This is a genomic window from Mycolicibacterium arseniciresistens (assembly GCF_030519285.1).
Taxonomy (GTDB): Bacteria; Actinomycetota; Actinomycetes; order Mycobacteriales; family Mycobacteriaceae; genus Mycobacterium; species Mycobacterium arseniciresistens.
Map to the genome: position 1 here is coordinate 1 of NZ_JAUMSQ010000064.1, position 14,344 is coordinate 14,344.

Below are 14,344 nucleotides of genomic sequence, written 5' to 3' on the forward strand. Positions count from 1 at the left end.
TTGTCGTCGTTGCGGTTGTCGTCGTTGCGGTTGTCGGCGTTGCGATTGCCGCCGCGGTTGTCGTCGTTGCGGTTGTCGGCGTTGCGGTTGCCGCCGCGGTTGTCGGCGTTGCGATTGCCGCCGCGGTTACCGCCGCCATCGCCACGGTTGCCGCCATCGCCACGGTTGCCGCCGCCGTCGCCGCGATTGCCGCCGTCGCCACGGTTTTCGGCATTGCGGTTGCCACCACGGTTCTGCTCACCCTGGTCGCCGTCGGACTTGTTGTCGCGCTTGCGTTCCGCGGCACCATCGGCGGGCGCCTTGTCGCGGTCGTCGCGCGCCGTGTCGCCGTCGGTCGTCTCGGGCGCCTGGGTCGTCACCGCGGACTCCGCCTGAGCGGGCTTGTCCTCGGCCTTGGCGTCCGTGTTGTCCTCGGTCGCCGCTGCCGGCGGCTGCGCGTCGCCGTCTGCGGGTGCACCGGCGCGACGGGAGGCGCCACGCCGTTCTCGACGTGCCCGCGCCTGCTGAGGCGCTTCCGCCTCGGCCGGAGCCGCCTCGGCGGTGTGGCCGTTGGCCTGTCCGGTGTCGGCCTGCTGGCCGCCGTTCTGCTGCTCACGCCGGGCACGGATGGCGGCGACGAGGTCGCCCTTGCGCATGCCGGAGGCGCCTTCGACGCCGATCTGCCTGGCCAGGGCGCGCAGCTCGGGAAGCACCATGGTGCTCAGCGAGGCGGACCGGTCGCCCGATGCCACGTCGGCCGTGGGCGCGGTCTCCGCCGCCGGCGTGTCAGCGGATGCGCCGGCAGCGGGAGTGTTGTCTGGGGTCACAGTGTCGGACAGCGCGCCGTTCTCGGCGCCGCCACCAGCTGTGAAGAGGTCCGTATCAGTCACGGATTTCCTTTCTTCCCTCGCTCGCTATCGCATCTCGCAAGGGGTCATCTGCGCTCAGCGGATTCGCTGAACGCGAAGGTCCCACCGCCGCCTGTGCAACGGTGATCGCCGGAATTCGCCGCCCGACTGCGAGTCGTCAATCCACGAGTGGAATTTCGAGAGAATGAGTGGTCGTCCTAGTGTCGGCGCAGGCAGAGACGCTGCGATTGCTGGACGAGAGCGAGAATAGCCCCCTTCTCAGCCGGAAGCAAGAACGTGGCCATTCGGCGGCTGCGGCGCGTCAGCTGTTGACCGGAACGCCGGACGTCCAGCTCGCACCGCGGCCGACCGCCATCTTCTCGACGGTGAACCCGTGCGCGGCGCCGTACTCATGGGCGGCCTGCGGGAGCGCGGGCTCGGTGCTCAACCCCAAAACCGCTGGTCCGGCCCCGGAGAGCACAGCTGCCACCCCACAACGCCGCAGCAGCCGGAGATATTCCGCCGAGTCCGGCATGGCCGGTCCGCGCTGCGGCTGGTGCAGCACATCCTCGGTCGCCGCCATCAGGAGATCGGGTCGATCGGTCAGCGCCACCACCAACAACGCCGCACGGCTGACGTTGAAGCTGGCGTCGGTGTGATGGACCTGCTCGGGCAGCAGCACACGGGTCTCGGCGGTCGATGACCGCTGCTCGGGGATCGCCGGGAACAGGTGGATGCCGGGGTGCAGGCGCAGCGGCGCGGCGGCATAGCGCCGCGCACCGGCATCGGCCTCCGTCCAGGACACCACGGCGCCCCCCAGCACCGCGGCCGCCGCGTTGTCGGGATGTCCCTCGAACTCCGACGCCAGCTGGATGAGCCGGTCCTGCGTCATCGGCGTCGAGCCGGTCTGCGCGACAAGTCCGTTGACGGCCGCCAGTCCGCCGACCACGGCCGCCGCCGAGGACCCCAGCCCACGGGAGTGCGGAATGTCGTTGCGGCACCGCACGATCAGGCCGGGCGCGCGGAACCCCGTGGCGCGCAGGCCTGCCTCGACTGCCCGCACCACCAGATGCGTCGCATCCAACGGAACCTGACCAGCGCCCTCGCCCTCGACCTCGACGATCAGGCCCGACTCGGTTGTCTCCAAGACGATTTCGTCATAGAGGCTGAGCGCCAAACCCAGACTGTCGAAGCCCGGGCCGAGGTTCGCACTCGACGCGGGCACCACCGACGTCGCGGTCAGCCCGACGGGCAGGATCTCGGTCACCGACGATCGTCCCGTCAGCCCAGGCCGAGCTCGGCGACCACTGCGGCCGGGTCCACCGCGATCGCGGTGACCGGCGGCATGCCGCGCAGCGCGGTGTCGGGGTCCTTGAGGCCGTTGCCGGTCACGGTGCACACGACCGTCGATCCGCGTCGCACCCAGCCGTCCTCAACCGACTTCAGCAACCCGGCCACACTGGCGGCCGACGCGGGCTCGACGAACACACCTTCCGACTGCGCGATCAGGTGGTAGGCCGTGAGGATCTCTTCGTCGGTGGCGGCCAGGAAACGGCCCTCGGACTGCTGCGCCGCCTCGACGGCCGACGTCCAGGACGCCGGTGCACCGATGCGGATGGCGGTGGCGATGGTCTCGGGGTTCTTCACCGGCTGACCGTGCACCAGCGGTGCGGCGCCGGCGGCCTGGGTGCCCAGCATCCGGGGCAGCCGATCACCGAGACCGTCGCGGTGGTACTCGGTGTAGCCCTTCCAGTACGCCGTGATGTTGCCTGCGTTGCCGACCGGCAGCGCGTGCACGTCGGGCGCGTGGCCCAGCGCATCGACGATCTCGAACGCTGCGGTCTTCTGGCCCTCGATGCGGTAGGGATTCACCGAGTTGACCAGAGCGATCGCGGGGTGGTCGGTGGTCAGCTTGCGTGCCAGTTCCAGGCAGTCGTCGAAGTTGCCGTCGACCTGGATGATCTTGGCGCCGTGCATGACCGCCTGGGCGAGCTTGCCCATCGCGATCTTGCCCTGCGGTATCAGCACCGCGCAGGTGATGCCTGCCTTGGCCGCGTAGGCAGCCGCCGACGCCGAGGTGTTCCCGGTCGACGCGCACAGCACTGCCTGCTGACCCCGGGCCACCGAGTCGGTGACGGCGACGGTCATGCCCCGGTCCTTGAACGAGCCGGTGGGGTTGAGCCCTTCGACCTTGAGATGCACTGTGCACCCGGTCTGTTCGCTCAGCCGTCGGGCGTGGATCAGCGGCGTGCCGCCCTCGAGCAGCGTGACGGGTGCCCAGTCGTCGCCGATGGGCAGGCGGTCGCGGTAGGCGGCGATCAGGCCGGGCCACGGGGTGTGCACCGCGCGCGATGGTGCGCTCATTCGGTGAAGCCTTCCATCCGCAGGACACTGTTGATGCTCTGCACCACGTCGAGATCGCCGAGCGCATCGACGGTCTCGGACAACGCCGCATCGGTGGCCCGGTGGGTGACCACCACGATCCGGGCGCCGCAGGGGCGGCCGCCTTCGTCGACCATGCCCTCCTGGCGAACCGAGGCGATGCTCACCTCACGCTTGCCGAACTCCGCTGCCACCGAGGACAACACACCGGGACGGTCGGCGACGTTCATGTTGACGTAGTAGCGGGTCGGGATGAAGCCGATCGGCGACACCGGCAGTGCGGCGTACTTCGACTCGCGCGGGCCCCGGCCGCCCTGCACGCGGTTACGGGCAGCCATCACCAGGTCGCCCATCACCGCCGACGCCGTCGGGGCGCCGCCGGCGCCCTGGCCGTAGAACATCAGCCGGCCGGCGGCCTCGGCCTCCACCACCACGGCGTTGAAGGCCCCGTTGACGGTGGCCAAGGGATGACTCAGCGGCACCAGCGCCGGGTAAACACGCGCTGAGACGCGTTGCTGCCCTTCGTCTGTGGTGAGTCGCTCGCAGATGGCCAGTAGCTTGATGGTGCAGCCGAGCTCCTTGGCGGACTCGAAGTCCTCGGCGGTGACCGCGGTGATGCCCTCGCGGTAGACGTCGTCGGCGGTCAGCCGGGTGTGGAAGGCGATCGACGCCAGGATCGCTGCCTTGGCGGCGGCGTCGTAACCCTCGACGTCGGCGGTGGGATCGGCCTCGGCGTATCCGAGCGCACTCGCGTCGGCCAGGGCGCTGTCGTAGTCGGCGCCGGTCTCGTCCATCGCGGACAGGATGTAGTTGGTGGTGCCGTTGACGATGCCGGCCACCCGCAGCACGGTGTCGCCGGCGAGCGACTGGGTCAGCGGGCGGATCACCGGGATCGCGCCGGCAACCGCCGCCTCGAAATACAGGTCGACGCGGGCCGATTCGGCCGCCTGCGCGAGTTCACCGGTGGACTGTGCCATCAACGCCTTGTTCGCGGTGACGACGGACTTGCCCTGTTCCAGCGCGGCGAGGATCGCCTTACGTGCGGGTTCGACGGGGCCCATGAGCTCCACGACGATGTCGACGTCATCGCGCGAGACGAGCCCCTCGATGTCGTCGGTGAGCAGATCGATCGGAACGCCGCGGTCACCGGCGACCCGGCGCACGCCCACGCCGCGCAGCACCAGCGGGGCACCGACGCGGGCAGCCAGATCGGCGGCGCTCTGCTCGATGATGCGCACCACCTCGCTGCCGACGTTGCCGAGACCGAGAACGGCTATGCCGACGGCTTTCTCACTACTCATGAACTCACTTCCAGACTCAACAGATCTTCGACCGTTTCCCGGCGCAGGATCAGCCGCGCCCTTCCGTCCCGGACGGCCACCACCGCCGGCCGCGCCAGCATGTTGTACCGGCTCGACATCGAGTAGCAGTACGCGCCGGTCGCAGCGACGCCGACGAGGTCGCCGGGGGCCACATCGTCGGACATCCATGCGTCGCGCACGACGATGTCGCCACTCTCGCAATGCTTTCCGACCACCCTGCTGAGTGTCGGCGCGGCCTCGCTGATGCGTGAGATCAGCCGCACGTCGTACTCCGCCCCGTACAGCGAGGTGCGGATGTTGTCGCTCATGCCGCCGTCGACACTGACGTAGCGGCGGTGCGCGGTAGCGCTCACTGCGACGTCCTTGGTGGTGCCGACCCGGTACAGCGTGATGGTGCCCGGACCGGCGATCGCACGGCCGGGTTCGACGACCAGCCGGGGCGCGGGCAGCCCGACCGCGGCCGACTCCTCACCCACGATGGTCAGCAGCTTGTCGGCCAACACCTTCATCGGTGGCGGATCATCCTGCGGCAGATAGGAGATGCCGAGGCCGCCGCCGAGGTCGACGGTGGCGATCTGCGCGGTCTTGTCGACCCCGAACTCGGCGACGACGTCGCGCAGCAGGCCGATCACCCGGTGGGCGGCGATCTCGAAGCCGGCGACGTCGAAGATCTGCGAACCGATGTGGCTGTGCAGACCGACCAGGCGCAGATTGCCGGCCTCGAAGACCCGCCGCACCCCTGCCATCGCGGCTCCGCTGGCCAGCGACAGTCCGAACTTCTGGTCCTCGTGTGCGGTGGATATGAACTCGTGGGTGTGAGCCTCCACACCGACGGTCACCCGCACCAGCACGTCCTGCACGACGCCGTGCCGCCCGGCGATCTCGTCGAGGCGCTCGATCTCGATCATCGAGTCGACGACGACGTGCCCGACCCCGGCCGCGACGGCGGCGGTCAATTCGTCGATGCTCTTGTTGTTGCCGTGCAGCGCGATTCGCTCCGGCGGGAAGCCGGCGTGCAGCGCGACGGCGAGTTCGCCGCCGCTGCACACGTCCAGCGCGAGGCCCTCCTCGTCGATCCAGCGGGCGACCTCGCCGCACAGGAAGGCCTTGGCGGCGTACCGGACGTTGTCACCGCCGCCGAACGCCGTGGCGATGTCCCGGCAGCGAGAGCGGAAGTCGTCCTCGTCGATCACGAACACCGGCGTGCCGAACTCGGCGGCGATGTCGGTCACGGGGACGCCCGCGATCGACACCACCCCGTCAGCTCCACGGACGGCGTTGCGGGGCCACACGTTCGGTGCCAACTCGAGCACATCGGCCGCTGCGAGCGGCGGTGGCGGCGTGCCGCCGTGGCGAACTTCTTCGGCGTGCCTGGGTCCTGCGGGGTGCGCCATCACATCCGCTCCGGGGCCGAGACGCCGAGGATGGCCAGCCCGTTGGCGACCACCTGACGCGTCGCGTCGCACAGCGCGAGCCGCGCGGCGTGCAGGTCACCCGGCTCCTCGTCGCCCTGGGGCAGCACCCGGCAGGAATCGTAGAACCGGTGGTAGTCACCGGCCAGGTCTTCGAGGTAACGGCACACCCGGTGCGGTTCACGAAGGGCCGCAGCGGTATTGAGCACCCTCGAGAACTCGCCGAGGTTGCGGATCAAAGTGCCTTCCTTGTCGTGCGTGAGCAGTTCGAGGTGCTCGGCGCTCGCGACGACGCCGAGCTCGGCCGCGTTGCGCGCGAGTGCGGAGAGCCGGGCGTGTGCGTATTGCACGTAGTAGACCGGGTTCTCGCTGGAGGCCGACGACCACAATTCGAGGTCGATGTCGATCGGGGTGTCCACCGAGGACCGGATCAACGCGTAGCGCGCGGCGTCGACGCCGATGGCCTCGACCAGGTCGTCGAGTGTGATGACGGTGCCTGCCCGCTTGCTCATCCGCACCGGTTGGCCGTCGCGGACCAGGTTGACCATCTGGCCGATCAGCACCTCGACGGTATCCGGATCGTCACCGAGTGCGGCGGCGGCGGCCTTGAGCCGGGCGATGTAGCCGTGGTGGTCGGCGCCGAGCATGTAGATGCACAGGTCGAAGCCGCGTTGGCGCTTGTCCAGGAAGTAGGCCAGGTCGCCGGCGATGTAGGCGGCGTTGCCGTCGCTCTTGATGACGACGCGGTCCTTGTCGTCGCCGAACTCGGTGGTGCGCAACCAGGTTGCGCCGTCCTTCTCGTAGATGTTGCCGGTTTCACGGAGTTTGGCGATGGCCTGCTCGACGCGGCCGCTGGTGTGCATCGAGTCCTCGTGGGTGAACACGTCGAAGTCGGTGCCGAACTCGTGCAGCGAGTGCTTGATGTGGGTGAACATCAGATCGACGCCGATCGCCCGGAAGGTCTCGCGCGTCTGGGCATCCGGGTACGTCAACACCTCGGGGTCCTTCTGCAGGATCTGGGCGGCGATGTCGGAGATGTAGCTGCCGGCGTAGCCGTCCTCCGGCGTCGGCTCGCCCTTGGCGGCGGCGACCAGCGAGTTGACGAACCGGTCGATCTGCGCGCCGTGGTCGTTGAAGTAGTACTCGCGCACCACTTCGGCACCCTGGGTGGCCAGCAGCCGGCCCAGCGCGTCGCCGACGGCGGCCCACCGGGTGCCGCCGATGTGGATCGGGCCGGTGGGGTTGGCCGAGACGAACTCGAGGTTGACCTTCTGACCCGCCAGCACCGCGGAGTGCCCGTACGCCCGGCCCCCCTGCAGCGCGTTCTCGATGATCACGCCCTGCGCGGACGCCTCGATCCGCAGGTTGACGAAGCCGGGCCCGGCCACGTCCGCCGAGGCGATGCCGTCCTGGTCGGCCAGTGCGGTCGCCAGCCAGCCGGCCAGCTCACGGGGGTTGGCGCCGACCTTCTTGCCGAGCTGGAGGGCGATGTTGGTGGCGTAGTCGCCGTGCTCGGGATTGCGGGGACGCTCGACGGTGACCGTGGCCGGCAGGGCGGAGGCGTCCAGGTCGTGCTCGGCCAGCACCGCGGCGGCGGTGGACTTGAGCAGCTCGGCGAGGTCGGCGGGTGTCACGGGGGTCCATCCTATGGTCTGGGGTGGTCACCGCCCGAATCGATTACTCCCCGGCGAGCGGGCGCGTCTGCACGGCGACACGCCACGGATTGCGGACGTCGGCGCACACCCGCCGAACAGCGGTTGGGAGCGGGCGACTCCCATGCGCTAATCTGTCTTCGCCCAACGGCGCATCGCGTGCGCCCCCGTAGCTCAGGGGATAGAGCGTCTGCCTCCGGAGCAGAAGGCCGCAGGTTCGAATCCTGCCGGGGGCACCACAGTCTCAGCAAGAGAAAAGCAGAACGCCTGCTACACCGAACAATCACGCTCGGTCACCTTGCAGTACGCGGATCGGCACCTTTCTTGGCGTCTACTCACCGACCTTTTCGGAACGTTCGAGAAGTAGCTCAGCTACGTCGATGTAGAACGCTTCACGTTGTCGGAAAGCCTCGTGAAATGCGATGAATCATGCGCGGTTTCGCGGTGAGGTTAATTAGGCAATTGTCGCTTCTAGCTGGTCTAAAGAAACGATGTTGAAGTTTTTCTGCGCAAAGGTAAATGATCTTGGCCGCGGGTGGGTACGTCTCTCGACACCATTCTGATGACCAGTAGCTCCGGCGTCAGCAACGTCGGGCACGGCGACGGGAGACCGCAATGAGTAGTCAGGGACTGACCCCGGAGGAGATCGAGGCGGAGGTCGCCACCGCGCTTCCGGACAAAGAGGTGGTGACGATCCTCGACCTCAATGTCGACGTGGACGTGTTCATCGACGCGGCCGCGCCGATCGACCTGGCCGCGGCGGCCCAGCTCAACGTCGCAGCACCTCTCGAGGCGTCCGCGGCGGCCAACGTGTTGTCTCAGGACTCCGGTGCGCAGGCCGAGACCATCCAGACCGCCTCGGTCAACCAGGTGCTGCTCGCGGACGCCTACGCACAGGCCGATCAGACCAGCAACATCGACCAGGCCGACGAGGCCGACGGCGACCCCGCGCCGCCGCCGCCCGACGACGGTGGCACGGTGGAGATCGGCGACCTCGCCACCCTCGAAGGCCCGCTGCTGAACGTCGACGTCAATGTCGACCTCGACACCGACCTCGCGGCGCCGATCGCCGGCGCCGTCGCCGCCAACGCCAACGTGGCCGCGCCGATCGATGCCGCCGTCGCCGCGAACGTCGGTTCGACCAATTCGGACGCGATCGCGTTCTCGAACCAGGATGCGGTCATCAATCAGCGGCTCGAGGGTATCGCCAGCGCGAACGCTGTTCAGGACTCCACCATCGACCAGGGCACCACACAGCCCGACGGCACGGACGGTGAGACCGGCAGCACCACAAGCGATGGCACTTCAAGTGATTCCGACAGCGGTAGCGGCGGCGACGGAACGTCGGGTGGCGACAGCGCAGGCAGCAGCACCGGCTCCGACGGCTGACGCCACACCCCGCTGACACGAGGAGCACCCAGGTGACTGCGACTACCGACGGCGCGGGCCCGACGCAGGCCCTCCTGCGTCGCGCGGACGGTGTCGAGCTGATCGGGGAGATGGCGGGATCCGGCTACCGGGTCCCGCCCTCCCTGGTTCGCCGGGCCGACGGTCAGACCATCCAGCTGACCCCGCTGCTCTATGCGACGTTGCGGGAGATCGATGGTCGCCGCGATGCGGAGGAAGTGGCCGCCGCGGTCTCCGAGTCGACCGGCCGGGGCGTCAGCGAGGACAACGTCGCGCACTTCTGCGATCAGCAGTTGCGACCGCTGGGTCTGCTGGTCGGGCCGGACGGCACCGAACCCGCCGTCGAGAAGCGAAACCCGCTGCTGGGGCTCCGTTTCCGTTACGCCGTCACCGATCCCGACCGCACCCGGAGGCTGACCGACCCCTTCCGGTTCCTGTTCCGGCCGCTGGTGGTCATGCCGGTGCTCGCGGCCTTCGCCGTCGTCTGCTGGTGGGTGTTCTTCAACAAAGGGCTTGCCTCGGCTGCGTACGACGCGTTCGAACGGCCAGGCCTGCTGATCCTCGTCTTCGTCGTCACGGTGCTGTCTGCGGGCTTCCACGAGTTCGGGCACGCGGCCGCCGCCAGGTACGGCGGTTCCACACCCGGCGTCATGGGTTTCGGGCTTTACCTGGTCTGGCCCGCGTTCTACACCGACGTCACCGACTCCTACCGCCTCGGCCGTGCCGGACGGCTGCGCACCGACCTCGGCGGCCTGTACTTCAACGCCATTGTCGCGGTGGCGATCACGGGCCTGTGGCTGGGACTCCGATACGACGCGCTGCTCTTGGTCGTCGCGACGCAGATCGTCCAGATGCTCCGTCAGCTCGCACCGCTGGTGCGATTCGACGGCTACCACGTCCTGGCCGACCTCACGGGTGTGCCGGACCTCTACGGCCGCATCAAGCCGACACTGCTCGGCGTGTTGCCGTGGCGGTGGCGGGATCCGCAGGCGAGGGCACTGAAGCCGTGGGCCCGAATCGTGGTGACCGTGTGGGTGCTGGTGGTCGTCCCGCTGCTGATCGCTTCTCTCGCCGTGGCGGTCTACGCGTTGCCTCGCCTGATCGGCACGGCGTGGGCGAGCCTGAACAAGCAGCAGGACGTGTTCGCCGCGGCCTGGGCCGATGGCGACTTCATCCAGGCCGCCGCCCGGGTGCTCGCCATGGTCGCGATAGCGATTCCGATGGCGGGAATCATCTACCTGCTGGTCCGGGTCATCCGCCAGGTGACCCAAGGCGTCCGGCACGCGACGGCCGGTAAGCCCGCGCTGCGGTTGCTGGCCGTCATCTGCGGCGCAGCCGTGGCGGCCGGGGTGGCCGTCACGTGGCTCGACGGGCAGAACTACCGGCCCATCCAGGCGAGTGAGCGCGGGACGATCGGTGACATCACGTTCGCACTCGGCGTGGATCGACTGGGCGAACCCCGAACCGTCACCGAGGCGCCGCAGCCGGTCGCGAGCACCAGGCTCGTCCCCGGGGAACGCGGAGTCATCCAGGCGCTCTGGGACACCAGCACCCCGCCGCCGACCCAGGGCTCGCCGCAACTCGCGGTCATCCTCGTCCCCAAGGCGGCGCCGACCGCGGTGGAGAGCAACGGCGGCGGCGGATACATCGCGAACCCTGCTGCTGCCCAGGCTGCCGACAAAGGGTGGGTGTTCCCGGTCGACAAGCCGTTGGCCCCGGACCCGGGGGACAATCAGGCCCTCGCGGTGAACACCACCGACGGCACCATGGAGTACGAGGCGGCGTTCGCCATGGTCTACGTCGAAGGTTCGGAGGCGATGAACGTCAACGAGGCGCACGCCTACGCCTCGTGTAACTCGTGCGGCGCGGTCGCCGTCGCCTACCAGGTGGTGATCGTCATCGACGAGGACGCCACGGACGACAATGTCGCGGTGCCGCAGAATCTCGCCGGCGCGCTCAACTACGAATGCGTCAACTGCCTGACCTATGCACTCGCACGGCAGCTGTTCGTCACGTTGGACGAGCCGCTGTCGGAGGACGCCACCGCGAAGCTCGACGCCGTCTGGGAACGAATCCAGGCCTACGAAGCGCACATCGAGAAGGGCAAGGTGGACCCGGACGACATCGCCCCCCAGCTCGACGCCTTCACCAACGAGATCAAGGCCATCATCGAGGCGGACCAGCCGGGGACCTTCCCGTCAGCGACGTCCACCGCACCACCGACGACAACGGCGCCGAGTACGACGGTGGCCGCCACGACGTCGGCACCGGCACCGTCGACGCCGGTGACCGAGCCGGCGGCCACGACAGGGGCCACCGCGCCCACAGCGCCCGCCGAAACCGCCATCGACGAGACGGCCACGAGTGCCCCTGCGGCGCCCGAGGATTCGGCGACGGCCGAACCGACCACCGACGCCACGACAGGCAGCGATGCGGGATCCTCGACAGACTCGACGTCGGACGGCACGAGCCAGGACGGCACCAATCAGGACGGCTCCACGTCGGACGCCGACGGGTCGGGCGACACGTCAGACGGCACGTCGCCGTGACGGGTGGCGGTTGCCATCGACACCGCCGCCCCGGGCGGACTACTCGACGGTGACCGAGAACGAGATCCGGTCAGGCCGCCGCCTTGTCGCCGTCCGCGCCGTCGTTCTTTTCGACGTCCTTCTCGGCGTCCTCCCCGGCCTCGGCGTCTTTGTCGTCCTCCCCGGTCTCGGCGTCGTTCTCGTCGCCGTCCTCGGTCTCGGCATCTTTCCCGTCGCCATCGGCAGGCGTGACGTCGTTCTTGTCACCGTCTCCGGGCGTGACGTCCTTCTTGTCGCCATCCCCGACAGTGCCGTCGCCGTTGATGACGACCGATTCGCCCGAAGGCACCGGCGGCGCCTCCGGCGTGATCGTCTTCTCGGGCACAGCAACCGGCGGAACAAGGGGCACCTCGGGAACCAGCTGAATCGCCGGCTTCTCGGTCACGATCTCGGCCTGCGCAACGTCCGAGACAACGGACACTTGGTCGACGACCTGCGGCACGGGAGTCGGCGCGCCCTTCGGTGCCTCGACGAGATCAGGCACGAGCCGGAGCTTTCCGAGCGCGTCCTCCGGTGCCGGTGTCGCCTCGGTGGGAACCGTCTCGACGTCGTTCGGCGCCAGTGCCATCCGGAGCGTCGACAGCGGCTCCTGTGTCGTCGCTGGGTCGGCCGTGGCCCCCGCACCGAAGTTGCCGAGGAAGGCCTGGATGCCTTGGATCGCCGCTGCGATCAGCTTCACGCCGACGTCGAGCCAGTTCTGATTCGGGTTGAACGGCAGGATCGACAGGCTCTGTGGCGTGTCGGGATCGCCGCTCCAGTCGTAGCCGAGGTCGATGATCACCTTGGCCATCGGCGCCAGCAGGTCGACGAACGGTTTCACGAAGGGCTTGATGCCTGCCGAGTCGGCCAGACTCAGGATCAGGTCGGCCAGCGGCAGCGACTTCGCCGGGATCATGATGTACCGGTTGCCGGAGATCGGATCGCCGCCGCCGTAGCGGACATTGGCCGGATCGGCGAGCGCTGCCTCCAATTCGGCTTGCGTGTACCCGTACGGCAGTGATCCGCTGCCCGGGCGATTCGGGCCGGCCAAGTACTGACCGTGGACGGTGTCGAACGCAGCCAGCGCGTTCAACACCGCGAGAGGGTTGCCCCAGTACTTCGGCGAGTACACCACCGGGTCGTACTCGAATCCGATGACAGTGGTCTTCAGCCCGCTGTCCGTGATCATCGGCGGACCCAGCGTCGCGTCGAGGAGGACCTGGGTGAGCAATGAGAACGGGCTGAGCCGCGGCCACAGCCCGCCGTCGGGATTGGCGATGCTGCCGATCATCACGACCTCAATCCGCCCCTTCTGCTGCGGGGTGAGCGTCGTGGCGAGTTCTCTCATCTTGTTGGAGACGACCTGGCCGCCCTGCGAGTAGCCGAAGATGACGAGACGCTCGTCGTTGTCGGCATTCTGCGCGAGCCAGGTGTCGATTTTCATGTCGAGATCCTCGACGCCCTTCTCCACGGACACGTTCCACGTGTCGCATCCGTTCGCTCCGGAGCGGCACCAGCCCGGGAACGGCATCGGCCAGAACGACGCGGGGTACTCGATGCTCTCGAGCGTGCAGCTGCCGGGCTGGCACGCGGTGTCGCCCAGGTAATAATCGCGCACGTTCTCCATGTACGGGAGGTCGGCGACGGGGGTGCCCGTCCCCGGCACGATCAAGGCCGTGGCAGCGAGGCTGACCGCAGCTGTGATCGCCATCGCGGCGCCGAGTAAGACGGCGCCCAATGCCCCGAGCAGGAACAACACGACGCTCTGCATTGCCTTACGCATGTGTCAAAGATCACATACGCCGCGCCGTGACGATGGCGGATCCGACATTTGCCGAGGCGAAAATGCCCCGGGGCGGACTACTCGACGATGAAGACCGGGATCTGCCGCGTCGTCTTGGTCTGGTACTCCGCGTACGGCGGATAGGCCTCGACGGCCAGCTTCCACCAGTGCTCGCGCTCTTCGCCCTCGATCTCGCGCGCGGTGCCGGTGAACACCTTGTCGCCGTCCTGCACGGTCACGGCGGGATTGGCCTTGACGTTGAAGTACCAACTCGGGTGTTTGGGGTCGCCGCCCTTGGACGCCACCATCGCGTACTTGCCGTTCTCCTCGACCCGCATCAGCGGCACATAGCGCTTCTTGCCCGACTGCGCGCCGGTCGTGGTGAAGAGGACGACCGCTCGGTCGAGTACCTCGACGCCGTCCGTGCTGCCTTGCGCGAGGATGCGCTCTGTCTGTTCGCGTACCCAGTCGGTGGGGCTCAGTTCGGGTTGATCGGTCACGGTTCACCCAACCACAGCCACCCCGCGAGCTATTCCGCGGCACACCTCGTACCACTCGGCGAGCACAATGCGCAGAACCGGCTTTTCGCACGCTGCGCGGGTTGTGAGCACAAGCGCGCCAACGCCGTTCGCACTCCCTAGCTTCGGATGCGTGACGCCGTCAGGAATCCCCCTGGAGGCCGACGACCGAGGAGCATCCCCATGTCCACATACGACCCGAACACCCGCACCGAGAGCTGGTGGAACCCGCCTACCCGCCCCGCAGGCGTGTACCGCTTCGAACCGGCCGCCGCGACCGCGGCGCAGCCGACCCCGGCCCTCGCCGCACCGCCGCCCTATGCGTGGTCCGCCGAATCCGTCGCCGTCGAGTATCCGACGCCCCCGCGGGCGACGCGATCCCTTCGGCCGGCGGCCCTGATCGCCGGTGCCGGTGGGGTCGCAGCCATCGCCGCCACGCTGGCACTCGTCTTCGGCACGCCTCACACCGCGACC

Annotated in this window: 10 protein-coding genes, 1 tRNA gene and 1 pseudogene; 4 read left to right on the top strand and 8 right to left on the bottom strand. The window is 68.6% G+C overall.

Features of this window, described 5'->3' with window-relative positions; translation table 11 throughout:
• The 6 genes from Q2100_RS11380 to argS all read right to left on the bottom strand — a co-directional run.
• On the bottom strand, nucleotides 1-869 hold an 869-nt coding region (locus tag Q2100_RS11380; RefSeq protein ID WP_302914143.1), incomplete at its 3' end, for a Rho termination factor N-terminal domain-containing protein.
• Between the two features lie 280 nt (nucleotides 870-1,149).
• Nucleotides 1,150-2,094, bottom strand: a complete 945-nt coding sequence (gene thrB / locus Q2100_RS11385; protein ID WP_302914144.1) for a homoserine kinase — start codon at nucleotides 2,092-2,094, stop codon at nucleotides 1,150-1,152.
• Between the two features lie 14 nt (nucleotides 2,095-2,108).
• A complete protein-coding gene (gene thrC / locus Q2100_RS11390) occupies nucleotides 2,109-3,191 on the bottom strand; it encodes a threonine synthase (RefSeq protein ID WP_302914145.1) in 1,083 nt (360 codons plus the stop codon).
• The gene (locus Q2100_RS11395; protein WP_269892179.1) at nucleotides 3,188-4,510 is read right to left on the bottom strand and encodes a homoserine dehydrogenase; all 1,323 of its coding nucleotides are present in this window, start codon (nucleotides 4,508-4,510) and stop codon (nucleotides 3,188-3,190) included. Before Q2100_RS11395 ends, thrC begins: the two co-directional genes overlap by 4 nt.
• A complete protein-coding gene (gene lysA / locus Q2100_RS11400) occupies nucleotides 4,507-5,928 on the bottom strand; it encodes a diaminopimelate decarboxylase (RefSeq protein WP_264014143.1) in 1,422 nt (473 codons plus the stop codon). Before lysA ends, Q2100_RS11395 begins: the two co-directional genes overlap by 4 nt.
• Nucleotides 5,925-7,577 carry an arginine--tRNA ligase gene (gene argS / locus Q2100_RS11405; protein WP_302914146.1) on the bottom strand — a complete coding sequence of 551 codons (1,653 nt, stop codon included), beginning with the start codon at nucleotides 7,575-7,577 and terminating at the stop codon, nucleotides 5,925-5,927. The genes lysA and argS overlap by 4 nt, the downstream gene beginning before the upstream one ends.
• 181 nt (nucleotides 7,578-7,758) lie before the next feature.
• On the opposite strand from argS, the gene Q2100_RS11410 reads away from it, so the two are divergent.
• From Q2100_RS11410 to Q2100_RS11420, 3 genes are all read left to right on the top strand, one after another.
• Nucleotides 7,759-7,834 (top strand) — tRNA-Arg (locus tag Q2100_RS11410).
• Nucleotides 7,835-8,210: 376 nt separating this feature from the next.
• On the top strand, nucleotides 8,211-8,984 hold the full coding sequence (locus Q2100_RS11415; protein WP_302914147.1) for a peptidoglycan-binding protein: 774 nt from the start codon (nucleotides 8,211-8,213) through the stop codon (nucleotides 8,982-8,984).
• A gap of 32 nt (nucleotides 8,985-9,016) precedes the next feature.
• Nucleotides 9,017-11,551, top strand: coding sequence for a M50 family metallopeptidase (locus Q2100_RS11420; protein WP_302914148.1), 2,535 nt, complete (start codon nucleotides 9,017-9,019; stop codon nucleotides 11,549-11,551).
• Nucleotides 11,552-11,621: 70 nt separating this feature from the next.
• Here the strand turns inward: Q2100_RS11420 and Q2100_RS11425 are convergent, their stop codons facing one another.
• Entirely contained in the window at nucleotides 11,622-13,352 is a 1,731-nt protein-coding gene (locus Q2100_RS11425) for a PE-PPE domain-containing protein (RefSeq protein ID WP_302914149.1), read from the bottom strand.
• 77 nt (nucleotides 13,353-13,429) lie between these two features.
• Nucleotides 13,430-13,852: a nitroreductase family deazaflavin-dependent oxidoreductase gene (locus Q2100_RS11430; RefSeq protein WP_302914150.1), complete on the bottom strand. Its 423-nt coding sequence runs from the start codon at nucleotides 13,850-13,852 to the stop codon at nucleotides 13,430-13,432.
• A 201-nt stretch (nucleotides 13,853-14,053) separates the two neighbouring features.
• On the opposite strand from Q2100_RS11430, the pseudogene Q2100_RS11435 reads away from it, so the two are divergent.
• Nucleotides 14,054-14,344: pseudogene (locus tag Q2100_RS11435) on the top strand (hypothetical protein); the annotation flags it as partial.

Excerpts from the sequence above, each read along its gene's own strand:
- thrC (WP_302914145.1), bottom strand. The coding sequence starts at position 3,191 with ATGAGCGCACCATCGCGCGCGGTGCACACCCCGTGGCCCGGCCTGATC.
- Q2100_RS11395 (WP_269892179.1), bottom strand. The coding sequence starts at position 4,510 with ATGAGTAGTGAGAAAGCCGTCGGCATAGCCGTTCTCGGTCTCGGCAAC.
- Q2100_RS11415 (WP_302914147.1), top strand. The coding sequence starts at position 8,211 with ATGAGTAGTCAGGGACTGACCCCGGAGGAGATCGAGGCGGAGGTCGCC.
- Q2100_RS11425 (WP_302914149.1), bottom strand. The coding sequence starts at position 13,352 with ATGCGTAAGGCAATGCAGAGCGTCGTGTTGTTCCTGCTCGGGGCATTG.